The organism is Rahnella sp. ATs2 (assembly GCF_051851855.1).
Lineage (GTDB): Bacteria > Pseudomonadota > Gammaproteobacteria > Enterobacterales > Enterobacteriaceae > Rahnella > Rahnella variigena.
This window is the reverse complement of sequence record NZ_JBLYPL010000006.1, coordinates 66,710-90,588: the sequence shown is the minus strand read 5'-3', so window position 1 is coordinate 90,588 and position 23,879 is coordinate 66,710. Positions and strand designations below refer to the sequence as shown.

At 51.4% G+C, this 23,879-nt stretch carries 21 protein-coding genes; 5 read left to right on the top strand and 16 right to left on the bottom strand.

Annotated elements, in window-relative coordinates; all coding sequences use genetic code 11:
- Window positions 1-45: 45 nt before the first annotated feature.
- The 6 genes from nuoF to lrhA form a co-directional block, all read right to left on the bottom strand.
- Window positions 46-1,407 carry an NADH-quinone oxidoreductase subunit NuoF gene (gene nuoF / locus ACJY2G_RS07715; RefSeq protein WP_112289929.1) on the bottom strand — a complete coding sequence of 454 codons (1,362 nt, stop codon included), beginning with the start codon at window positions 1,405-1,407 and terminating at the stop codon, window positions 46-48.
- Window positions 1,404-1,940 carry an NADH-quinone oxidoreductase subunit NuoE gene (gene nuoE / locus ACJY2G_RS07710; protein WP_226790007.1) on the bottom strand — a complete coding sequence of 179 codons (537 nt, stop codon included), beginning with the start codon at window positions 1,938-1,940 and terminating at the stop codon, window positions 1,404-1,406. The genes nuoF and nuoE overlap by 4 nt, the downstream gene beginning before the upstream one ends.
- A gap of 2 nt (window positions 1,941-1,942) precedes the next feature.
- Window positions 1,943-3,742: an NADH-quinone oxidoreductase subunit C/D gene (gene nuoC, locus ACJY2G_RS07705; protein ID WP_013574591.1), complete on the bottom strand. Its 1,800-nt coding sequence runs from the start codon at window positions 3,740-3,742 to the stop codon at window positions 1,943-1,945.
- A gap of 89 nt (window positions 3,743-3,831) precedes the next feature.
- Entirely contained in the window at window positions 3,832-4,506 is a 675-nt protein-coding gene (locus ACJY2G_RS07700) for a NuoB/complex I 20 kDa subunit family protein (protein ID WP_013574590.1), read from the bottom strand.
- A gap of 22 nt (window positions 4,507-4,528) precedes the next feature.
- A complete protein-coding gene (locus ACJY2G_RS07695) occupies window positions 4,529-4,972 on the bottom strand; it encodes an NADH-quinone oxidoreductase subunit A (RefSeq protein WP_101076106.1) in 444 nt (147 codons plus the stop codon).
- A gap of 714 nt (window positions 4,973-5,686) precedes the next feature.
- Window positions 5,687-6,631 (bottom strand): transcriptional regulator LrhA, encoded by a 945-nt coding sequence (gene lrhA / locus ACJY2G_RS07690; RefSeq protein WP_120162064.1) that lies wholly within the window; start codon window positions 6,629-6,631, stop codon window positions 5,687-5,689.
- Window positions 6,632-7,616: 985 nt separating this feature from the next.
- On the opposite strand from lrhA, the gene ACJY2G_RS07685 reads away from it, so the two are divergent.
- Together ACJY2G_RS07685 and yfbR are read left to right on the top strand one after the other, a co-directional pair.
- Window positions 7,617-8,831, top strand: a complete 1,215-nt coding sequence (locus tag ACJY2G_RS07685; protein ID WP_112289923.1) for a pyridoxal phosphate-dependent aminotransferase — start codon at window positions 7,617-7,619, stop codon at window positions 8,829-8,831.
- Window positions 8,832-8,941: 110 nt separating this feature from the next.
- Window positions 8,942-9,541 (top strand): 5'-deoxynucleotidase, encoded by a 600-nt coding sequence (yfbR, locus tag ACJY2G_RS07680; RefSeq protein WP_112289921.1) that lies wholly within the window; start codon window positions 8,942-8,944, stop codon window positions 9,539-9,541.
- Here yfbR and ACJY2G_RS07675 read toward each other — a convergent pair whose 3' ends face one another.
- The 4 genes from ACJY2G_RS07675 to yfbV all read right to left on the bottom strand — a co-directional run bounded on the left by ACJY2G_RS07675 (window position 9,542) and on the right by yfbV (window position 13,319).
- Window positions 9,542-11,374: an SLC13 family permease gene (locus ACJY2G_RS07675; protein ID WP_430319271.1), complete on the bottom strand. Its 1,833-nt coding sequence runs from the start codon at window positions 11,372-11,374 to the stop codon at window positions 9,542-9,544.
- A gap of 118 nt (window positions 11,375-11,492) precedes the next feature.
- Window positions 11,493-12,146 (bottom strand): sugar phosphatase, encoded by a 654-nt coding sequence (locus tag ACJY2G_RS07670; RefSeq protein WP_430319272.1) that lies wholly within the window; start codon window positions 12,144-12,146, stop codon window positions 11,493-11,495.
- 27 nt (window positions 12,147-12,173) lie between these two features.
- A complete protein-coding gene (locus tag ACJY2G_RS07665; RefSeq protein WP_013574583.1) occupies window positions 12,174-12,668 on the bottom strand; it encodes a YfbU family protein in 495 nt (164 codons plus the stop codon).
- 195 nt (window positions 12,669-12,863) lie between these two features.
- A complete protein-coding gene (gene yfbV, locus ACJY2G_RS07660) occupies window positions 12,864-13,319 on the bottom strand; it encodes a terminus macrodomain insulation protein YfbV (RefSeq protein ID WP_112289915.1) in 456 nt (151 codons plus the stop codon).
- A gap of 519 nt (window positions 13,320-13,838) precedes the next feature.
- Here yfbV and ackA point away from each other — a divergent pair.
- Entirely contained in the window at window positions 13,839-15,041 is a 1,203-nt protein-coding gene (ackA, locus tag ACJY2G_RS07655) for an acetate kinase (protein WP_112289913.1), read from the top strand.
- Between the two features lie 180 nt (window positions 15,042-15,221).
- The gene (gene pta, locus ACJY2G_RS07650) at window positions 15,222-17,366 is read left to right on the top strand and encodes a phosphate acetyltransferase (protein WP_181955538.1); all 2,145 of its coding nucleotides are present in this window, start codon (window positions 15,222-15,224) and stop codon (window positions 17,364-17,366) included.
- A gap of 84 nt (window positions 17,367-17,450) precedes the next feature.
- On the opposite strand, the gene ACJY2G_RS07645 is transcribed toward pta, so the two are convergent.
- The 5 genes from ACJY2G_RS07645 to ACJY2G_RS07625 form a co-directional block, all read right to left on the bottom strand.
- Window positions 17,451-18,404: a transketolase family protein gene (locus ACJY2G_RS07645; RefSeq protein ID WP_113877042.1), complete on the bottom strand. Its 954-nt coding sequence runs from the start codon at window positions 18,402-18,404 to the stop codon at window positions 17,451-17,453.
- Window positions 18,397-19,230 (bottom strand): transketolase, encoded by an 834-nt coding sequence (locus ACJY2G_RS07640; RefSeq protein WP_120162071.1) that lies wholly within the window; start codon window positions 19,228-19,230, stop codon window positions 18,397-18,399. Before ACJY2G_RS07640 ends, ACJY2G_RS07645 begins: the two co-directional genes overlap by 8 nt.
- Window positions 19,231-19,350: 120 nt before the next feature.
- Entirely contained in the window at window positions 19,351-20,727 is a 1,377-nt protein-coding gene (locus ACJY2G_RS07635) for a PTS ascorbate transporter subunit IIC (protein WP_120162072.1), read from the bottom strand.
- A gap of 49 nt (window positions 20,728-20,776) precedes the next feature.
- Window positions 20,777-21,058: a PTS sugar transporter subunit IIB gene (locus tag ACJY2G_RS07630; protein WP_013574575.1), complete on the bottom strand. Its 282-nt coding sequence runs from the start codon at window positions 21,056-21,058 to the stop codon at window positions 20,777-20,779.
- Window positions 21,059-21,184: 126 nt separating this feature from the next.
- Window positions 21,185-21,628 (bottom strand): PTS sugar transporter subunit IIA, encoded by a 444-nt coding sequence (locus ACJY2G_RS07625; protein WP_430319273.1) that lies wholly within the window; start codon window positions 21,626-21,628, stop codon window positions 21,185-21,187.
- 352 nt (window positions 21,629-21,980) lie between these two features.
- Between ACJY2G_RS07625 and ACJY2G_RS07620 the strand changes: the two genes are divergently transcribed.
- Entirely contained in the window at window positions 21,981-22,997 is a 1,017-nt protein-coding gene (locus tag ACJY2G_RS07620; RefSeq protein ID WP_113877039.1) for a LacI family DNA-binding transcriptional regulator, read from the top strand.
- A 39-nt stretch (window positions 22,998-23,036) separates the two neighbouring features.
- On the opposite strand, the gene yfcD is transcribed toward ACJY2G_RS07620, so the two are convergent.
- Complete coding sequence (gene yfcD, locus ACJY2G_RS07615) at window positions 23,037-23,651, bottom strand: NUDIX hydrolase YfcD (protein WP_112289900.1); 615 nt, start codon at window positions 23,649-23,651, stop codon at window positions 23,037-23,039.
- Between the last annotated feature and the right edge of the window lie 228 nt (window positions 23,652-23,879).

The window sequence follows — 23,879 nt, the reverse complement described above, 5'->3', positions numbered from 1 at the left end:
GAAATTCGCGCACAGCGGGCTCACGTCCGCTGCCTGTTGCCTTCACTACCAGCGCTCTTTCAGCAGATTGTTTGGCTGAATGCCCGCAATCGCATGTGCGTTGTTGTAATGCTGTTTGGCGATACCCGCCTCAAACTCTTCCCGGAAATATTTAATCGCACTCTGCAATGGTTCCACGGCACCTGGCGCGTGTGCGCAGAAGGTTTTGCCGGGGCCAAGCTGGCGGCAAAGCTGCAGGAGAGTTTCGATATCCCCCGGCTGGCCTTCACCACGTTCCAGCGCACGAAGAATTTTCACACTCCACGGAAGACCATCGCGGCACGGTGTACACCATCCGCAAGATTCACGGGCGAAGAACTCTTCCAGGTTACGCACCAGCGGAACCATACCGATTTCATGATCGACGGCCATCGCCAGTGCGGTCCCCAGACGGCTACCCGCTTTACCAATGCTGGCAAAGTCCATCGGCAGATCCAGATGATCGGCGGTCAGGAAGTCAGTCCCTGCCCCGCCCGGCTGCCAGGCTTTAAATTTCAGGCCATCACGCATACCACCGGCATAGTCTTCGAGAATTTCACGTGCGGTAGTCCCAAACGGTAACTCCCAGACGCCAGGATTTTTTACCCGACCAGAGAAGCCCATCAGTTTGGTGCCGGCATCTTCACTTTTGCCCGCAGACATACCTTTGTACCAGTCCACACCGTGCTCCAGGATAGCTGGCACGTTGCACAAGGTTTCGACGTTGTTCACACAGGTCGGTTTACCCCATGCACCGGCAGACGCCGGGAACGGTGGCTTGGAACGCGGGTTAGCACGGCGGCCTTCCAGCGAGTTAATCAGTGCGGTTTCTTCACCGCAGATGTAACGCCCTGCGCCGGTGTGGACAATCAGTTCAAAATCAAAACCGGTGCCGAGAATATTTTTACCCAGCAGGCCCGCTTCTGTGGCTTCCGCAATCGCACGACGCAGATTCACAGCCGCTTCGATGTATTCGCCACGCAGGAAGATGTAACCACGATAAGATTTCAGCGCGAATGCCGAGATCAACATGCCTTCCACCAGCAGGTGCGGCATTTGCTCCATCAGCATACGGTCTTTATACGTACCCGGTTCCATCTCATCGGCGTTACACAGCAGATAGCGGATGTTCATGCTTTCGTCTTTCGGCATCAGGCTCCACTTCAGACCGGTGGAGAAACCTGCGCCGCCGCGCCCTTTCAGGCCAGCGTCTTTTACCAGATTGACGATTTCTTCCTGAGCCATACCTTTAAGTGCTTTTTCTGCACCGACGTAACCGTTTTTGCTGCGGTATTCGTCAATCCAGACAGGCTGCTTATCATCACGCATACGCCATGTCAGCGGGTGCATTTCTGGCGTGCGTTCGATGTGTCTTGGAATGTAGGTCATGCGTAGCGCTCCAGTAGCGAACCGATCGCTTCTGGCGTCAGATGGCTGTGCGTGTCCTCATCAATCATCATTGACGGGCCTTTGTCACAGTTACCGAGGCAGCAGGTCGGCAGCAGGGTAAAACGTCCGTCTTCGGTCGTTTCGCCCGGCTTGATGTGCAACTGTTGTTCCAGAGCAGCCTGGATCCCCTGATAACCGGTGATGTGGCACACCACGCTGTCACAGTAACGGATCACATGGCGGCCCACCGGCTGACGGAAGATCTGGCTGTAGAATGTCGCCACACCTTCAACGTCGCTGGCAGGAATGCCCAGAACATCGGAGATCGCGTAGATAGCGCCATCAGGCACCCAGCCACGCGCTTTTTGCACGATCTTCAGCGCTTCGATAGAGGCCGCACGGGCATCCTCGTAGTGATGTTTTTCGTGCTCAATCGCTTCACGTTCAGCGTCGCTCAGCACAAACACCGGCGGCGCGACGGGCTCGCTGACGTTGATGTACTGAACTTCTGAGTCTTTATTGATATCTGTCATCGTTAGCGGTCCACATCTGACATTACAAAATCGATACTGCCCAGATACACGATCAGGTCGGATACCAGGCTGCCACGGATTACGGACGGGATCTGCTGCAAATGCGGGAAGCTTGGCGTACGGACACGGGTGCGGTAGCTCATGGTGCTGCCGTCACTGGTCAGGTAGTAGCTGTTGATCCCTTTGGTTGCTTCAACCATCTGGAAAGATTCTTGCGCAGGCATGACCGGCCCCCACGACACTTGCAGGAAGTGCGTGATCAGGGTTTCGATGTGTTGCAGCGTGCGCTCTTTCGGTGGCGGCGTGGTCAGCGGGTGATCCGCCTTGAACGGGCCTTCCGGCATGTTTTTGTAGCACTGTTCCAGAATGCGCAAGCTCTGACGCAGCTCTTCTACTTTGAGCATCACGCGGGAATAGCAGTCACTGACGCCATCACCTGTCGGGACTTCAAAGTCAAAGTTTTCGTAACCAGAGTATGGACGCCATTTGCGCACATCGAACGGGATACCCGTTGCGCGCAGGCCAGCACCGGTGGTGCCCCAGGCCAGAGCGTCGTCTGCGTTATACGCAGCTACGCCTTTTGAACGGCCAATCAGAATGGTGTTTTTCAGCGCCGCTTTGACATAGGAATCCAGACGCGCTGGCATCCAGTCAAGGAACTCGCGCAGCAGACGATCCCAGCCCTTCGGCAGGTCATGCGCTACGCCACCAATACGGAACCAGGCCGGGTGCATACGGAAACCGGTGATCGCTTCCACCAGATCGTAGATTTTCTGACGATCGGTAAAGGCGAAGAACACCGGAGTCATTGCGCCCACGTCCTGAATAAACGTAGAGATGTACAGCAGATGGCTGTTGATACGGAACAGTTCAGACAGCATGACACGGATGGTGTTAACGCGATCCGGCGTCACGATACCGGCGAGTTTTTCAACGGCCAGCACGTAGGGCATTTCGTTAACACAACCGCCGAGGTATTCGATACGGTCGGTGTAAGGAATGTAGCTGTGCCAGGACTGGCGTTCGCCCATTTTCTCAGCACCACGGTGGTGGTAACCAACGTCCGGAACACAGTCGACAATCTCTTCGCCATCAAGCTGCAGGATGATACGGAAAGCACCGTGCGCGGACGGGTGGTTAGGACCGAGGTTGAGGAACATGAAGTCCTCATTTTCGGTACCACGCTTCATGCCCCAGTCTTCAGGCTTGAAGGTTAACGACTCCATCTCGAGTTCTTCTTTCTGCTTGGTCAGCTCGTAAGGATCGAACTCGGTGGCGCGTGCCGGATAGTCTTTACGCAGCGGGTGCCCTTCCCAGGTCTGCGGCATCATGATGCGCGTCAGGTGCGGGTGGCCATCGAAGGTAATACCGAACATTTCCCACGTTTCGCGCTCATACCAGTTAGCGTTCGGGAACACTTTGGTGATGGTCGGAACATGGAGATCGTTTTCTGCCAATGCCACTTTGATCATGATGTCGCGGTTACGCTCGACCGAGATCAGGTGATAGAAAACGGAAAAATCCGCGGCCGGTAAACCGTCGCGGTGAGTACGTAAACGCTCGTCAAAGCCATGCAAATCGAAAAGCATGACATAAGGTTTTGGCTGTTTTCGTAAAAAGGTAATCGCTTCCAGTAACTGTTCACGTTTGAACCACACCACGGGAATTCCGGTGCGGGTCGCCTGAACAGTAAAGGCCTCTGGCCCAAAACGGTTACGCAATTCGCCGATAACCGGATCATCGAGATGATCACGGGTATGCCATGCTGGCAGGGCGGAATCTTGCGTCGTCAAATCTGTCATATTTTTTTCACCACACTAAATGGTCATTTATGCCGTAAGGGGGATATTCATAAACACCTCCCCTCAGGGTTGACTCTCAGACCGCAGTGTTAAATCTCGTCCGGCGAACGCAGATTTGTCACTGCAATACGCTCAGCACGTTTACGCTCTTTTTCAGACTGCATATTCGCGCGGTAAACACCCTGATCGCCAACAACCCATGACAATGGGCGACGTTCTTTGCCGATGGATTCCTGCAGCAGTAACAGAGCCTGCATATAGGCTTCCGGACGCGGCGGACATCCCGGGATGTACACATCGACAGGCAGGAATTTATCCACGCCCTGAACGACAGAATAAATATCGTACATACCGCCGGAATTCGCACAGGCACCCATCGAAATGACCCATTTTGGTTCCAGCATCTGATCGTACAAACGCTGAATAACCGGCGCCATTTTGGTGAAGCAGGTCCCGGCTACCACCATAAAGTCAGCCTGACGTGGTGAAGCACGCAGAACTTCTGCGCCAAAACGTGCAACGTCATGCACCGCAGTGAATGACGTCACCATTTCCACGTAACAGCATGAAAGACCGAAGTTATACGGCCAAAGGGAATTCTTACGACCCCAGTTCACCATGCCATGCAGTGATTCCTGGAGATTTCCCATGAAGACGCTGCGTTTAACCTGTTCCTGAAGAGGATCGCCGACGACCTCCTGAGATTGCAGGGGGTAACGGTCGTTCTCACCGTCCGGGTCTATGCGGGTGAGCGTATAGTCCATCTTAATGCCTCGCTATGACTGCTTACTGAGGGTGACTGTTGGTATTAATCGCCGGGCTTGGTTTAACAGGTCCTTTCGAACGTGTTGGTGTCCAGTCGAGTGCGCCAATACGCACCAGATAGAACAAACCAGCCAGCAGTACCAAAATGAAAATGGTGGCTTCAACGAATCCGGTCCAGCCGCTTTCGCGAATAGATGTTGACCATGCATACAGATACAGGGCTTCAACGTCGAAAATGACGAAGAACATGGCGACCAGATAGAACTTGGCGGACAGACGCAGTCGGGCAGTGCCGACAGAGGCGATACCTGATTCAAAAGGCGTGTTTTTGTAACGCGCTCTGGCTCTCCCGCCAAGAAACGCGGCGCCCAGTAACATCAGGCAACAAAGACCCATTGCGACGACAAGAAAAACGGCGAACGCCCAGTGTTGAGCGATGACTTCAGTGGCTGTTGACATACTCATTGCTTACTCATCAAAAGTGGCACTTTGGCATCTGCTCTGTAAGGTCGGCAGCTTGCGCACCACATCGATTCAAGGGAAGGATTAAAAACCACACAGTTCACGGCTCAACAAGGCATTAAGCCAGTGATTTGTTGTGGGCTTTTTACCCTTTTCTATAACCTTTTGTCAACTTTGACAAAAGTATCTCCACATTAGTTTACATGCATAGCATTTAATTAACATATCATGCGCCGGTACTTAAGCTAAATCGTGTCAGTAAAATACTCTGGTAAAGCATGAGCCTGTGATGGGAGTTATGACATCTTTCGTACTTTCCTATTGTCGCAGGAATAGGCAGCGCTTCCACTCTCTTAATAGGGTTATTTTTTTGATCTGTGTCAGAGTTCTGTCAATTTTGATAGATAAAAAGGCACACTTTTAACAAGTTTTGTTGATTTTCAAAAAACGACAAGCGATTTACGGAAAAATTTGATGCTATTTTTTAACGTTGAAAAGTGCTGGATTTTTCGCCATTTAGTCGCTTAATTGTGGACGCGGAGTGTTGCAGACAGGGGTCTTTACGGATAGCGGAAAGAGATAAGGGTATAAAAGACGGCTTTTACGCGAAATAGTAAACAGAAGCACTAAAAGTATAACTCTTGCACCTCAAAAGAGGTAGGAGCCTTTACCCCCGCCCCGTTAAGCGGAGGCGGAAGGTAAAGCTGGGAGTAAATCTTAGTTTTGGGAATCTGCTAGGAACTCCTGATCATCATCCACTACGGGACGCGGACCATAAGCGCTAAGCGAATAAGGATCATTCCCCTGCTCAACGGCATTGAAAATCGCCATGGCCAGTTCATTTTCACAACGCGCATTTTTGTACAGCACATATTGCGTGTCAGGCAGTCGTGGTAAACCGTCCTGTTCGCCCAGAACACGTAACTCCGGACTCATCATTTCGATAGGTCGCGCAGTCACGCCCAGACCGGCACGCACTGCCGCACGAATGGCTGACAATGTAGAAGCCACATACGCAATACGCCACGGGATCCCCGCCTGATTAAGATGTTCTGTCGCCATTAAACGATAAGGGCTTGGCTCATCAAGCACCACCAGTGGCACGCTGTCCCCTGAAGGATAAGCGAAATCCGCTGAACAGTACCAGAGCGTTGGCGAAGTGCGCAGAACGATGTGCGGATGGTCGGTATTGGTCATCGTAGTGATGGCCAAATCCACTTCCTCACTTTCAAGCATCGATAGCATGAAAGGACTGCGTTTCACGCGGACATCAATCGACAACTTAGGATAGATCGACGTCACCCGGCTGAGCAGGAAAGGCAAAATGGTGTCAGCTGTATCATCTGACGCACCAATCGTTATCCCGCCCTGAACATTGCTGTACATCAAAGAGGTGCAGGCTTCATCATTGAAACGAAGGATTTTGCGTGCATACCCCAATAACTGAATACCATGTTCAGTTAATAATTTATTGCGTCCATGTCTGGCAAACAGTTCTTTTCCAACGAGTTGTTCTAGACGTTGCATTTGTTGGCTTACCGCCGACTGAGTACGACACACAGCAGCAGCAGCCGCAGCGAACGTATTTAAATCAGCAACAGCTACAAATGTCCTCAACAGGTCAAGGTCGAGATTGAGGATTGGACGATTTGCAATTGTCATAGTTTTTCTTCACTTTATAGAATCTAATAACAAGCTACCCTGATGGTGCGTCAAAGTACCCGCAAAAAGCAGAATACCAGATATGTCGGATACTCACTCATTTGATAAGCTAAATTGAGAAATATTTGTGCATGAAAATTTTCGCCATTGCGAGCATGCGGGCATTAACTTCGCCCACTCTAAATCCACATAAAGGCTAAATGATTAGAGCATCTTAATTAATATAGTCTGTCCTGCTGAACCCTTCCATAACCCGCCTGCGTGCGCTTTCTGTCTGCAACAGCCGAAAATCCGCACGATCTCACGCGCTGAAAACATAAGCCAAATTAATTAATAAAATCAGCCAGTGGAAATATAATTCAACAAATTCATTGAGTCACGCGAATAACGGAATTTCTCCTCCCTGTATAGTTAAAGCCAGATTAAGATTTTTCTAGTTTCTTCAAAATTTGTTTGCGCTGACAAATTAAAATATAGGGTACTAAAGCATTTACCTGCTTTAATAAAATAGCTTTCAGATATCATTAAGAACATGATCATCTATCCAGCATTAATTATTATACATTAGCGAAATAACACTGACTCTTGTTAAGAATGTTTATCAATAAAGCAGGACTGCCCAATTTTTTTTCAGAATTTATCGAGCTTTGGTAAGTTTTCATGATGTTCAGCTCAAAATTCGCTCTGATGGGATTAACGCATAAAGCGGCGCAGCCAGCGAAAACAGTGAATTTATTGTTCGCAAAGCGTACTTTTGCAAAATATAAAAACGCATAAAACACAAAAATAAGAATTAAAAACCACATGATGATTCAAACACTTTGTTAAAAGCCCGCCTCAGTTGACTTTACTGCTGTTTTTCACCAAAACGGTGCAAAGCCCTTCTCTTGCCCTCTGTCGGGGAGTAAATTGTGCCATTCGCACTGCTCTGCGGCCGCTCGTCGCCAGGGAAGAACAGGCTTTACTGCAAAAGGCTCTCATTTACATGTCCCCGATTGAAAAATCCCACAAACTGGACAACGTCTGTTATGACATTCGCGGCCCGGTGCTTAAAGAAGCAAAACGCCTTGAAGAAGAAGGTAACAAAGTCCTTAAACTGAACATCGGCAACCCGGCGCCATTCGGATTTGACGCACCGGACGAAATTCTGGTCGATGTCATCCGTAATCTGCCCACGGCGCAAGGCTACTGTGATTCCAAAGGTCTGTTTTCTGCCCGTAAAGCGATCATGCAGCACTATCAGGCGCGCGATATGCGCGACATCACGGTTGAAGATATCTATATCGGCAACGGTGTTTCTGAGCTCATCGTTCAGTCAATGCAGGCATTACTGAACACCGGCGACGAAATGCTGGTGCCTGCGCCGGACTATCCGTTGTGGACTGCAGCGGTTTCACTTTCCGGTGGTAACGCGGTGCATTATCTGTGTGACGAGGGCGCGGACTGGTTCCCGGACATCGCCGATATCCGTGACAAAATCACCCCGCGCACCCGCGGTATAGTGATCATCAACCCGAACAACCCGACGGGTGCGGTCTACAGCAAAGAATTGCTGATGCAGATCGTGGACATCGCCCGCGAGCACAACCTGATCATCTTCGCAGACGAAATTTACGACAAAATTCTGTATGACGAAGCCCAGCATATTTCAATCGCTTCCCTGGCACCGGATCTGCTGACCGTCACCTTTAACGGTCTTTCAAAAACCTACCGCGTGGCCGGATTCCGCCAGGGCTGGATGGTTCTGAACGGGCCGAAGAAACATGCGAAAGGTTATATCGAAGGTCTCGAAATGCTGGCCTCTATGCGTCTGTGTGCCAACGTGCCGATGCAACATGCTATACAAACCGCATTGGGCGGATACCAGAGCATCAGCGAGTTTATTCAGCCGGGCGGACGTCTGGTTGAACAGCGTGACCGCGCATGGGAGCTGATCAATGAAATCCCGGGAGTTTCCTGCGTGAAGCCGAAAGGCGCGCTGTATATGTTCCCGCGTATTGACGCCAAACGTTTCAACATCCATGACGACCAGAAAATGGTGCTCGACTTGCTGCTTCAGCAAAAAGTCTTGCTGGTTCAGGGTACCGCCTTTAACTGGCCGTATCCGGATCACGTCCGCATCGTCACGCTGCCGCGCGTGGACGAACTGGAAATGGCCGTCAACAAACTGGGCCGTTTCCTCGAGACCTACCGCCAGTAATGTTCAGGGCGCAGCATCCACGGCTGCGCCCTTTTCTCTTTCGCCTATTTACATCACTGCCCCGCACTGCTCACAATGGACGCTCATTCACCGTTGTTATTGAGAGTGCTATGAATCAGAGTCATTTTTTCGCCCATCTTTCCCGCCTCAAACTGATCAGCCGCTGGCCGCTGATGCGCAACGTCCGCACAGAGAATGTCTCTGAGCACAGCCTGCAGGTTGCCTTCGTGGCTCACGCTTTAGCTGTCATTAAGAACCGTAAATTTAACGGCAATCTGAGCGCTGAACGCGTTGCCCTGCTCGCGATGTATCATGACGCCAGTGAAGTGCTGACCGGCGATATGCCGACGCCCATCAAGTATTACAATCCGCAAATTGCGCATGAATACAAAAAGATTGAGAAAATTGCTCAGCAAAAGCTGATTGAAATGTTACCGAAGGAATTGCAGGAAGATTTCCGCCCGCTGATTGACGAGCATTATTACACTGAAGATGAAAAGCTGACGGTCAAACAGGCTGACGCCCTGTGCGCTTATCTGAAATGTCTGGAGGAATTGTCCGCCGGAAACAATGAATTCACCCTGGCAAAGGCACGCCTGGAAAAAACGCTGGCAGACAGAAAAAGCCCGGAAATGGACTACTTTATGGAAGTCTTTATTCCGAGCTTCAGTTTGTCACTGGATGAGATCAGCCTCGATTCCCCGATGTGATCAGAACGGGAAAAGCACCGGCACCAGAAACACGCTGACGACCATCACCATCAGCGTAAAAGGCACGCCGATGCGGATAAAGTCGCCGAATTTATAGTTACCCGGCACCATCACCAGCGTGTTCACCGGTGAAGATACCGGTGTCATAAAGGCAGCAGACGCGGCAATCGCGATGATCATGGTGAACGGGTAAGGCGAAACGCCCATCTGATGCGCCGCCGCAATCGCGATTGGCGCCATCAGCACGGCAGTCGCCGTATTGGAAATAAACAGCCCGATCCCCGCGCAGAGAATGAACAAACTCAGCAGCATCATATAAGGGCCGTAACCGCCGCTGACTTCCATTAACCCCTTCACTATCAACGCCACACCGCCGGTTTTTTGCAGCGCCAGCGCAAAAGGCATCATCCCGATGATTAACAGCAGGCTAGGCCAGTGAATGGCTTTATAAGCACCTTCCATCGTAATGCAGCGGAATTTGCCCATCAGAATGCAGGCGATAATGGCGGCAATCGCATTGGGCACGTCGTCGGTGAGCATCAGCGCGACCATCAGCGCCAGACAAAACAGCGCATGAGGTGCCTGGCTCAGCGCAGGCGCGACTTCGTCCACTTCAGCGGGAAGATTTAGCACGATGAAATCATGCATCTGTTGCTGAAGCTGGCGGATAAGTTTCCAGTCACCAATCACCAGCAACATATCGCCCAGCTGTAATTCCTCATCCACCAGTCTGCCTTCGAGCGCTTCCCCCTGACGGCGGATGCCGACAACGTTCAGGCCGTAGGTCGAACGGAAAGCCACGTCACGCAGTGTTTTGCCTAACAACTCGGAATCAGGGATTAACGACACTTCGGCCATACCGACATCTCTCGATTGTTCAGAGAAATACTCGCCGCGTAGCACCATCGGCTCAAGCATTTCATCGGTACAAAACTGCCTGAATGATATGCCGGAATCGGACATATCAATCAGCAAGACATCGCGGGCAAACAGTTCGGTATTCCCTGTCGCGCTGACCATCACACGGCGAAACTTACGCCAGCGTTCAATGCCCACCACGTTGGCGCCATAACGCGAACGCAGGTGTAAATCATCCAGCGTGCGTCCGACCAGCGGAGAACCGGGGCGGACGGTTACCCTTCGCGCCCGGCCGGTCAGACGATAGTCGCGGATCAAATCGCGAAAAGTCCGGCGTTTCCAGCGCTGTTTATCCTGCAAAGCGTTATCGGATGAGAGCCAGCGACGGGCGATCAGCATATAGCCAACGCCCATGACCAGCACGACCAGTCCGACCGGTGTGACCCCGAAGAAACCAAAACCATCAAATCCTTCACGCAGTAATTCACTGTTAACCACCATATTCGGCGGTGTCGCAACCAGCGTCATCATGCCGCTGATAAGCCCGGCGAAACTCAGTGGCATCATCAGCCGTGCGGGAGAGGTTTTCATGCGGGCAGAAACGCTGATGACAACAGGAATGAAGATCGCGACCACACCGGTGGAGCTCATAAAAGCACCGAGACCGGCCACCGTGAGCATCAGCAAAACCAGCATCCGTGTTTCACTGTTACCGGCGACTTTCATCAGCCAGTCGCCAACCTGATAGGCCACACCGGTTCTCACCAGACCATGCCCGACGACAAACAGGGCAGCAATCAGAATCACGTTGGGATCACTGAATCCCGCCAGCGCTTCATTGATGGTCAGCGTGCCGCTTAGCACGAAGGCAATGATCACCAGCAACGCCACAATATCCATTCGCAGCGTATTGCGTGCGAACAGCACCATAGCAATAACAAGTAACGTGACTACCCAAAATAATTCACCGGTCAAAACACACTCCGTTTGCGTTGAGATTGAGAGGCAGGACGGGTATCAGAATGGCATAAAAAAACCCCGCATAAGCGAGGTTTATATCAATTTAAAGAAGGAAACTGTGTTTTTTCTGTACTTAACGCAAGCTGACTTTTACGCCTTCGTCGGAACTGCTGACCAGCAGAATTTCCAGCGTCGACAGGTCAAAATCAACGTTTTCAATGCCCGGAGTGTCATCAGGCGCATTAACCGCAATGACTTTGCAGCCCGCAGCCAGACCTGCCATTACACCGGCAGCGGCATCTTCGACAACCACACAATCTTCCGGGGCCAGGCCTAAGCGTTCTGCGCCAAGCAGATAGGCATCCGGTTGAGGTTTGCCGTGTTTCACCTGCTCGGCAGTGATAAATACTTCGGGCTCTGGCAGATGCGCCGCTTTATGGCGGGCACTGGCGACAGGCATCGAACCGGAGGTCACAATCGCCCAGGGAATGTTCTGGCGGTTGAGCTCGCTTAACAGTAAATGCGCGCCGGGAAGCGCAGTGACGCCTTCGGTGTCGGTCGCCTCGATTTGTTCCAGTTTTATAAACTCTTTCTGAATTGTTTCTTCACTTTCGCCTTCCATGAAATGACGTAAGGAAGTAATCGCCTGTTTGCCGTGAATAAACGCCAGAACATCCTGAGGATTGACTCCCCAACTGAGCGCCCAGTTAATCCATGAACGCTCAACTGCCGGTAATGAATCCACTAACGTCCCATCAAGGTCGAACAAGAAACCTTTGCACTCCACAGGCAATTCCCCTTTGGTTATTTCGCATTAAGCATTAATGATTTGCGCGATCTCTACCGCACTCAGATGGTACTGACGCGGGCACGATTGCCATACCGCCAGCATACGCTGGTATTTATCCCACATTTTGGTCTGCGAGTTAAAGCCATGCGTGCCTGCATCGAAGTCAGTGTAACGCCCTTCGGTATTCACCATAAAACGAACATAGCTTAAATAACGGGATTCAGTGGCGGCATCGAAACCAAGGAAATCAATACGGCGACGATCCAAATCCTGTGTATCTTTCAGATTGGTCCATGACACCTGCATGGCATGGTGCATTTCCATAATATTAATCACTGTGCGACAGGTTTCTTCCGGCAGCTCACCGAAATCTCTGTCCAGCTCGCGCATTTGCAAACCAAAACCGCGTTCAATTACCGTCTGTAACCGGCGATACCGTTCCGCATTATCGGGATCCAGCATGGTCATCATTTTGTATTGATTCGATAAAATCAGGCGTTGAGCGTTAGTCATTTCCATCGTGAAAATCCTCATGTCTGCATAATGAGCAAAGCATGGCATAGCGCAAAGTTCTGCGAAATCGCAAGCACACCATTCTTTGATTTGAGTCGGGATCTCATCTGAAATAATCACCGGAGGGGACTTTCCTCCGGTGTCATGCAACTCATGAAAGACTATAGATGATGGCTGACAGGGTCAGTGGGGAAATCAGGCTTACAGATCGTCTAAAAATGTTTTATCGAGTTGCTTGAACGCGCGTTTAAGCACGTCAGCTAAAGACTGATAGGTCGGGGTGCCTTCAATCGGTGCCAGCGCTTGCCCGGCTTCTGCAAGCTTATTGCGCACATCATGGAACCAGCCGAGTAAACCAGGAGGCAGAGGCGTCACGGAACGGCGACCGAGCCACCACAAGCCCTGCATTGGCAAACTGCAGGCAAAAATCGCTGTAGCTACCGCCAGCCCGAGCTGACCACCGAGGGCAATTTGCCACGTCAGGGTAAATACCGCCACCGGCGGCATAATACGCACGGCAAAACGGGTGGCCGTAGAGATGCGGTTCTCCGGAAACATAGGAGCCAGGCGCTTATCTGACGGCCATGTCTTCATATAGTGCTGTCCGCGCTGGAAGATCTGAAACCAGCTTACGGAGCCTGTTGGCTTACTCGTCATCTTTGCACCTCAACTTCACGTATAAAATTTAAAAAATAGTTGTAAAACACAAACTGGAGTTTACCACGATAAAATATATTTTGTTTTTACTGACACTGTCGGTATTCTATCGCAGCCTCGCAACCCTCTCAGGCAACGACATCATAATAAAGTTGGGATACAAACGGTAATTTGCAATGTTTGCTCCCTATATTAAGCATAGTGCCTTGCTCTGGGTGGTTTTGTAATTAGTTATTGTATTTTTTGTTAGTGTTTTTACTGATTAGTAACATCCTGAAGGCGCATAACAGAGATACTTTGTGCCCGTGCACAGATTATTCCCCTGTTATCAGAGGGCTTGAACAACCAGAGCCCGGCGATTCTCCAGCTTTTTCATCATCATGCCGGTTTTGGCTCTCCGGCATGATGTTAATCATAATTGTCACCGCCATTATGCGCTACGCTTGATGTCAGATTGACGATTTATTAACCACGTGTATTGTTTTTCTTAAACAGCACCAACAATAAATAGGTACTTCCATGTCGAGTAAGCTTGTACTGGTTCTTAACTGTGGTAGTTCTTCCCTTAAGTTTGCCATCATTGATGCTGCAAATGGCGAAGAACACATTTCAGGTTTAGCCGAATGTTTCCATCTGCCAGAAGCACGCATTAAATGGAAAATGGACGGTGGCAAAGAAGAAGCCGCTTTAGGTGCGGGTGCCGCACACAGTGAAGCGCTGAAGTTTATCGTTAACAACATTCTGAGCAAAAAACCTGAGCTGTCCGCAGAGCTGGTTGCAATCGGCCACCGCATCGTTCATGGCGGCGAAAAGCTGACCAAGTCCATGCTGATCAACGACGCTGTCATCGAAGGTATCAAAGAATCTATCCCGTTTGCACCGCTGCATAACCCGGCTCACCTGATCGGTATCGATGAAGCGCTGAAATCTTTCCCTAAACTGGCTGATAAAAACGTTGCCGTTTTCGACACCGCTTTCCATCAGACCATGCCGGAAGAGTCTTATCTCTACGCCCTGCCGTACAGCCTGTATAAAGATCACCATGTCCGTCGTTACGGCGCACACGGCACCAGTCACTTCTATGTGACTCAGGAAGCCGCAAAAATGCTGAACAAGCCAGTGGAAGAAGTGAATCTGATCACTTGCCACCTGGGTAACGGCGGTTCTGTCAGCGCCATCCGTAACGGTAAATGTGTAGACACTTCCATGGGTCTGACCCCGCTGGAAGGTCTGGTGATGGGTACGCGTAGCGGTGACATCGACCCGGCTATCATCTTCCATCTGCATGATTCTCTGGGCATGAGTGTTGATCAAATCAACAAAATGCTGACCAAAGAATCTGGCCTGCTGGGTCTGACCGAAGTCACCAGCGACTGCCGTTATGTGGAAGACAACTACACCACCAAAGCGGATGCAAAACGTGCAATGGACGTGTTCTGCCATCGTCTGGCGAAATACATCGGTGCGTATACTTCACTGATGGAAGGCCGTCTCGACGCCGTGGTATTCACTGGCGGCATCGGTGAAAACGCCGCAATGGTTCGCGAACTGTCTCTGGCTAAACTGGGCCTGCTGGGCTTTGAAGTTGACCACGAACGCAACCTGGCTGCCCGTTTCGGCAAATCCGGCGCGATCAATAAAGAAGGCACCCGCACCGCTCTGGTCATCCCGACCAACGAAGAGCTGGTGATTGCACAAGACGCCGCGCGTCTGACTGCATAATCGATTCAAGACTGCCCGCGTCATGCGGGCAATTTTTCACTCAAAGGCAAACGCCGCCCGTTTGGACGCACCGCGCAGGATAATCATCGCGCTTATGCTGATCATTATCCCCTTTGCACAAACCTGCGAATGTCCCTGCCTGGCAACCGTTAAAGAGGTTTAGCCGTGTCCCGTACAATTATGTTGATCCCTACAGGCACCAGCGTTGGTCTGACCAGCGTCAGCCTGGGCGTGATCCGTGCCATGGAACAAAAAGGCGTCAGCCTGAGCATCTTCAAGCCAATCGCTCAACCGCGTGCTGGCGGCGATGCTCCTGACCAGACCACCACCATCATTCGTGCTAACTCTACCGTGACTGCAGCTGAACCGCTGAAAATGAGCCACGTTGAAACGCTGCTGAGCTCCAACCAGCAGGACGTGCTGATGGAAGAGATCATCGCGCGTTACCATGAAAATACCAAAGACGCAGAAGTGGTGCTGGTGGAAGGTTTAGTGCCTACCCGTAAACACCAGTTCGCCAACGCGCTGAACTATGAAATTGCTAAAACCCTGAACGCAGAAATCGTCTTCGTTCTGGCGCTGGGCAATGATTCTCCTGCGCAGCTCAAAGAACGTATCGAACTGGCCCGTTCCAGCTTCGGCGGCAGCAAAAATAAAAACATCACCGGCGTTATCATTAACAAACTGAATGCACCGGTTGATGATCAGGGTCGTACCCGTCCTGATCTGTCTGAAATCTTTGATGATTCAACCAAAGCCAGCGTGGCAAATATCGACCCGACTCAGCTGTTCGCCAACAGTCCGCTGCCGGTTCTGGGTTGCATTCCATGGAGCTTCGAGCTGATTGCCACCCGCGCAATCGACATGGCCAAGCACCTGAACGCCCGCATCATCAACGAAGGCGACGTTAAAACCCGCCGCGTGAAATCCGTGACTTTCTGCGCACGCAGCATTCCTCATATGCTGGAGCATTTCCGTCCGGGTTCCCTGCTGGTCACTTCTGCTGACCGTCCGGACGTGCTGGTTTCAGCCTGTCTGGCCGCCATGAATGGCGTAGAAATCGGTGCGATCCTGCTGACCGGCGGCTACGAAATTGATGAGCGCATCAACAGCCTGTGCGAACGCGCCTTCCAGACCGGTCTGCCAGTCTTCATGGTAGATACCAACACCTGGCAGACGTCCCTGAGCCTGCAAAGCTTCAACCTGGAAGTTCCTGCAGATGACCATCAGCGCGTAGAGAAACTGCAGCAGTACGTGGCGTCTCACATCAATGCTGACTGGATCAATTCCCTGAGCGCCCACTCCGAGCGTTCACGTCGTCTGTCTCCGCCAGCCTTCCGTTATCAGCTGACCGAACTGGCACGTAAAGCCGGTAAACGCATCGTTCTGCCAGAAGGCGACGAGCCACGCACCGTGAAAGCGGCAGCGCTGTGTGCTGAACGTGGTATCGCGGAATGCGTTCTGTTGGGTAATCCTGACGAGATCAAACGCGTTGCAGCGGCTCAGGGTGTGACGCTGGGTAAAGGCATCGAAATCGTTGATCCGGTTGTTGTGCGCGAAGAATACGTGGCACGTCTGGTTGAATTGCGTAAAAGCAAAGGCATGACCGAAGTGGTTGCGCGCGAACAACTGGAAGATAACGTGGTTCTGGGCACGCTGATGCTGGAACAAGGTAACGTTGACGGTCTGGTTTCCGGTGCTGTTCACACCACCGCAAACACCATCCGTCCACCGTTGCAGTTGATCAAAACCGCACCGGGCAGCTCACTGGTTTCTTCTGTGTTCTTCATGCTGCTGCCTGACCAGGTTCTGGTATACGGCGACTGTGCGATCAACCCGGATCCAACCGCTGAGCAACTGTCTGAAATCGCTATCCAGTCTGCGGATTCCGCTGCAGCATTCGGTATCGAACCACGCGTTGCGATGATCTCCTACTCAACCGGTAACTCCGGCGCAGGTAGCGATGTCGAGAAAGTGCGTGAAGCGACCCGTCTGGCCCAGGAAAAACGTCCTGACCTGATCATCGATGGTCCGCTGCAATACGACGCCGCAATCATGGCTGACGTTGCAAAATCCAAAGCGCCAAACTCGCCGGTTGCGGGTAAAGCGACCGTGTTCATCTTCCCTGACCTGAACACCGGTAACACCACGTATAAAGCGGTACAGCGCTCTGCGGATCTGGTCTCTATCGGGCCGATGCTGCAGGGTATGCGTAAACCGGTTAACGACCTGTCCCGTGGCGCACTGGTAGACGATATCGTCTATACCGTGGCACTGACCGCGATTCAGTCTGCTCAGGCAGAAGCTGCGGTTCCGGCTAAATAAGCCAGAATCTCTGAGCGTAAAGCTTCTGTACGCAAAACGCCGGGCTTAATGTCCGGCGTTTTTTTGTCGTTTTTTCGGTAAATCTCAGAGCAACGTTTTCGCGGCTTCAAGAATATGTTCAGCCGTCAGGCCATATTCCTGCTGCAAGAACTCCTGCGTCCCTACCTGACCGTAACGCTCTTTCACGCCCACACGGCGCATCGGCACCGGCTGGTTTTCCACCAGCACTTCCGCTACCGCCGATCCCAGCCCGTTGTGAATACTGTGGTTTTCACAGGTCACAATTTTGCCCGTTTTCGCGGCGTATTTGATGATAATGTCTCTATCAATCGGCTTGAGGGTGAACATATCGATGACCGCCGCACTCACGCCTTCGCGCTCCAGCATTTCTGCCGCTTTCAGCGCTTCTGCGACCATAATCCCGTTGGCGATCAGCGTAACGTCAGTACCGTCCCGCAGCAGATTAGCTTTGCCGATGGTGAACGTCGACCCTTCCTGATAAACCTGCGTGGCCTGTTTGCGTATGGTTCGCACCCAATAGAAACCTTTCAGATCCATCAGCTGCAACAGGATATTGCGGAACATCACCGCATCCGTCACTTCCATGACTACGGAATTCGCCAGCCCGCGCACGATGCCCATATCCTCAAACGACATATGCGTGCCACCGTTATGACAGGCGCTGACGCCCGCATCTGACGCGATAATTTTGACGTTATTCTTCTGATAATCCAGCGACATAAACAATTGATCGAAACAGCGGCGGCTGGCAAACGCGGTAAAAGTATGCACAAACGGCACGCGACCGGTCAGCGACAAACCTGCTGCAACGCCGATCACGTTGGCTTCCATAATGCCGCAGTTAATCACATGATCAGGATGATCTTTATGCACGCCGTCCATCGCCATCGAGCTCATCAGGTCGGCTTCAAGCGCAATAATCGGCGTATTTTCCACAATCTTTTCACGCACGGTATTGGCGTAAACTTTGCGCATTTCCACCGCGTCTTTTTGTAATTCAAGAGAGACTTCAAACATGGGTGGCCTCCAGCTCAGCGATAGCGTTTTCGATTTCCAGTTTCACATCCGGGGTTAACCGCAGATGGTGCGAGTTCGCCAGTTGTTCGAGATACTTCACGCCCTGCCCTTTGATACTGTCAAGTATCACCACCAGCGGACGCTGTTCGGCGTGACGAACCGGTGTGACCGCCTCGCTTATCGCTACAATGTCATCGCCTTTAATGGTCTCAACATCGAAACCAAACGCACTGAATTTTCCGGCCAGATCAAACGGTTTAATGACTTCATCCAGCGTGCCGTCGAGTTGCTGTTTGTTGTAATCGATGAACAGCGTCAGATTGTGCAAATTGTGGTGCGCAATAAACTGGAAGGCTTCCCAGCACTGGCCTTCGTTGAGTTCGCCGTCGCCAAGAATGCAGAATACACGGTTGCTGCGACCGGCCAGTTTATGCGAAAGCGCCATGCCTGCAGCAATGGAAACGCCCTGCCCCAGCGAACCGGTGGTAGCATCGACGCCGGTGGTGCGCAGCCTGTCCGGATGGCTCGGTAACCGGGTGCCATTCTGGTTCAGCGTTTGCAATTCACTGACCGGGAAATAGCCTTTCAGCGCCAGCGTCGCATACAGCGCCGGTCCCGCATGGCCTTTGGATAACACGAAATAATCGCGATCCTGCCAGTCTGGTTTTTTCGGGTCGATGCGCATGACATCGCCATACAGAACCGCCAGCGTTTCCACCACTGACATGCTGCCGCCATAGTGCCCGAATCCCAGACCGGTCAACATTTTCAGCGTCTCGATGCGGATATGGCGGGCCAGATCACGAACCTCCTGGACATCTTTCATCTTCATTGATCCTTATTTTAGTGAGCACTTATCCTGGCCTGTTATTTCTAACAGGCAGGACAGTGTTTCCCGGATGGTCTTACAAAACGTATTCGTTAAAAAACGGTGTGATGCAGGGATTTACTTCTCAGTGACTTCTTTCTCAGCTACCGGTTTTTTACCGAGATAGTTCCAGGCAACCAGTACCGCGAAGATACCGACGATCAGCGCCATGATGCCTTCCTTCGACATGAAGCGCGCCAGATTGCCCAGCAGGATGCCGATAACGCCGAAGTCCGCGTCAGAGAACGTTGCGTTGGCAAAGCCCAGCGCACCCAGCACCGGCAACAACAGAACCGGCAGGAAGGTAATCAGTATGCCGTTAGCAAACGCTCCGACCATCGCGCCACGACGTCCGCCGGTCGCATTACCGAACACACCCGCTGTTGCACCAGTGAAGAAGTGCGGCACCACGCCCGGCAGGATCAGCACCAGATGCATTTGCCCTAACAGGAACAGGCCGACCAGACCGCCGAGGAAACTGAACAGGAAGCCAATCAGCACAGCATTTGGTGCGTACGGATAAACCACCGGACAGTCCAGAGCCGGACGGGCATTTGGCACCAGTTTTTCAGAGAAGCCGACGAATGCCGGGACAATTTCTGCGAGGATCAGACGCACACCCTGCAGAATGATGAACACACCCGCCGCAAAGGTAATCGCCATGATGATGGCGTACACCAGATAGTTCTGGCCCGCGCTGTAGGTCGCTTCAACAAAGACCTGACCGGCGAACACCGCCATGATCAGATAGATAATGATCATGGTGAGGGAGATTGAAATGGAACTGTCGCGCAGGAAGCTCAGGTTTTTCGGCAGATTCATTTCTTCCGTAGAACGTGAACCTTTGCCAACTTTACTGCCGATCCAGCCTGATAAGACGTAACCGATGGTGCCGAAATGGCCGAACGCCACGTCATCGCTGCCGGTGATTTTGCGCATATAACGCTGCGCCAGCGCCGGGAAGAACGCCATGATAAGGCCGAGCGTCAGGGAACCGGTGAAGACCAGAGCAACCCCTTCAAAACCGGCAACGGTCAGAATGACGCTGATCATACAGGCCATATAGAACGTGTGATGTCCGGTCAGGAAGACATATTTCAGTCGGGTGAAACGCGCCACAATCAGGTTTGCCACCATACCGAACGCCATGATTAAAGCGGTCGGCGCACCGAATTTCTCCAGCGCGATGGAAACAATGGCTTCGTTATTTGGAATAATACCCTGGATATTAAAGGCGTGTTCAAACATACCGCCTAATGGATTAAGAGAGCCGACTAATACCGTGGCACCACCGCCCAATACTAAAAAGCCCAGTATTGTTTTTACGGTCCCTTTGACCACATCAGAAAAGTTTTTCTTTTGCGCGACCAGGCCGATTAATGCGATAAGCCCCACCAGTACGGAAGGTACTTTTAATATATCAACCACAAACTTGAGCGTTTCCTGGATAAACATATCCACCTCGTTTGTCTATTTGTTTTATTTGTAGGGTTATTCAGTGACGTCAGGACACTGGATGTTTTTCAAAATGCGCAATCAGTTTGGTTTCAAGTTCATTGATATCAATAATGTTAGTGATCACCACTAACTGATTTTCCGGGATGCTGGCGCTGGCAGCGATGTCTTTCGCCATCACGAACAGGTCAGCTTCACCGGGAATGGCAGAAGACAAATCAGAGTGCTGAACATCCGCCTGAATATTCAGTTTCTTCAGCACTTTTTTAATGTTCATTTCAACCATAAAGCTGCTGCCTAAACCGGAACCGCAAATCGCCATAATTTTCATTTTATTCACCTGTTCTTTATCTGTTTTTGAATGCGTAACATAGCGTATCAGTTGCCCGTATTCAGGCCTCTGACTGTTTATATTTCCTGATTGGAATGATCTTCCCTGTGACGGTATTAACTCAAATTAATAGTGGGAAATCACATCCTGTATTTCACTGATGCTTTTCGCCTGATGGATTTTCTGCATATCTTCATCACTGGAAAATAATTCAGCCAGCTCAGAAATTAGCTCAATATGACTGTGCTTATCAGGTGCGGACAACATGACGACCGTATACACGGGATCGTTATCCTCTGAATTAAATTTCACCCCCTGCGGTAACGTCAGCAGCGATAACCCCAGTCCATTAGCTCCCTCTTCCGGTCTGGCGTGTGGCATGGCGATGCCCGGTGCCAGAACAAAATACGGCCCCAGCTTTTCCCGCTGCGCAAAAATTGCGGTCAGGTAATCCGGGGTAATTGTCCCTTCTTTCAGCAGTGGCTCAGCGCTCACTTCCACTGCCTGCCGCCAGTCCGTGATATCCGTTCTGATCTGAATTCGTTCAGATGTCAGCCAATCATTCAGCATAGTGATGCTCCGTTATATTTTTGAAGATGGCCGGTCAAATTTCCCCCAGACCGCACCAACGATCCAGACTCTACTTCAGCGGTAGCGTTAACATCTGTGATATAACTCACAAAGATAGCGCTACCAAACTTCTATCATTGAGATCTGTGATAGCGCTATCAAAAATAATCGCGCTGCGGTATCACCGGCCAGCGGCTGTCACAAATAACGGTATACTTTGTCAGGAAATTGCCGATAATTTACCGAATTCTGCCGTAGTTCCCGTTATGCCGGTCCTGCTGCGGCCCGCTTTTTCGTTATGCCAGCAGGTATACATTGTGCGCAAGATGCGCAGTTAAGGTCAGGATCGTGAATGTCCATTAACAAGAAAAGACGCAGTACCGGAAGAGTCACACTAGCGGATGTCGCGCAGCTGGCCGGCGTAGGCAGCATGACCGTTTCCCGCGCGCTGCGAACGCCGGAGCAGGTTTCCGACAAGCTGCGGGAAAAAATCGAAGAAGCCGTCAGTCAGCTGGGTTATCTGCCTAATCAGGCCGCGAGTTCACTGGCTTCTGCCTCGTCCAATACCATTGCGATGATTGTGCCCAGCCTGTCTGAATCTGGCTGCGCGGAGATGTTTGCCGGATTGCAGAAAGTGCTGCAACCGGCGGGATACCAGATCATGCTGGCCGAGTCCCAGCACCGGATGGAGCGTGAGGAAAAGCTGCTGGAAACGCTGCTGTCTTACAATCTGGCAGCGGCTATTTTGCTTTCCGTCGAGCACTCCGCGAATGTCAGGCAATGGCTTGATAATCTGACCATTCCGGTTCTGGAAATCGGTGCGCTGACCGATTCACCTATCGACATGAATATTGGTATTGATTACGTCGAGGCGATGTTTCAGCTGACGCAGACCGTGGTGGCAAAGGGTTACCAGAACATCGGCATGCTGTGCGCTAATCAGGAACAGTGGATTTTCCAGCAGCATTTGCAGGGCTGGCGAAAAGCGATGCTGAAAGCGCACATGTCGCCGCACCGGGTGATTAATGCCGCGGAACCTGCCTGTTTTTCTACCGGAGCCCAGCAACTGCCTGAGTTTCTGCTGGCCTGGCCTGAACTCGACGCGCTGGTATGTGTGTCAGACGATCTCGCCTGCGGTGCGCTGTATGAATGTCAGCGCAGAAGAATCAAAGTGCCGGACGATCTGGCTGTGGTCGGTTTTGGTAATTCGGACGTCAGCAAAGTCTGTCAGCCACCGCTGACCACCATTGCTATTCCGCATAAGGAAATCGGGGTGCGTGCGGCACAGGCGCTACTGGCGAGGATTAACGATGAGGAATGGGAAGAGGTGACGATCGCATCGTCATTGTGCAAGCGGGACAGTTGCTAAAAAACCACGGGCGATAGTATATCGCCCGCGAGATGCCGATCAGATATCGTCTTCGGTCGACGAATCTTCATTAGCTTTCACACTTTCCACCGCCGGTGTTGCTTCTTCACGCGTAAGAGGCTTACCGTGTTCTTTCTCGTTATTGCGCGTCATCCACAATGACAGTGCTTTCAGAGAATCAGGCGTAAATTCATCACAGCGGGCAGTGATTTCTTCCGGAGTCATCCAGCGCACTGCGTCGATTTCTTCTTCCTGCAACGCGAACGGGCCATGAGATACGCAACTGAACAGTGCGCCCCAGACGCGGCATTTGTTCTCTTCCTCGAAGTAGAACTGACCGTGCTCAGCAAAAGGCACACCGGCAATGCCTAACTCTTCTTCGGCTTCACGACGCGCTGAATCCAGAATATTTTCACCGCTTTGCACCACGCCACCAGCCGTTGCATCCAGCCAGCCAGGGTAGAAATCTTTGGTTTCAGTCCGGCGCTGAATCAAAATGTTTCCCATGCCGTCATGAACCACGATATAGCTGGCACGGTGACGCAGGACCTGAGCGCGCATTTGTTGTCGGCTGGCCTGGGCAATGACTTCGTTATCTTCGTTGACGATATCAACCCACTCATCCGTACTGATGTTTTGCTCTTGTTCTGACATCCGCTGGAACCTTCTCTTTTAAGCGCTGGTCTGTGCGCAATAAGTCTGCGCGCTGTGATTTTGCAACACGTCGATAATGTCCGGAGATTCTATTGGGTCTGCTGGGTTGCTTCAATAGCTATGGGTGCGCAGATACACCGTAAAAGTTATGTCAGCCCACAAAGTTCGCCATCAGACAACTCTGACATAGACAGCCGTTCATATGCATTATGATAACCTATTACTCAG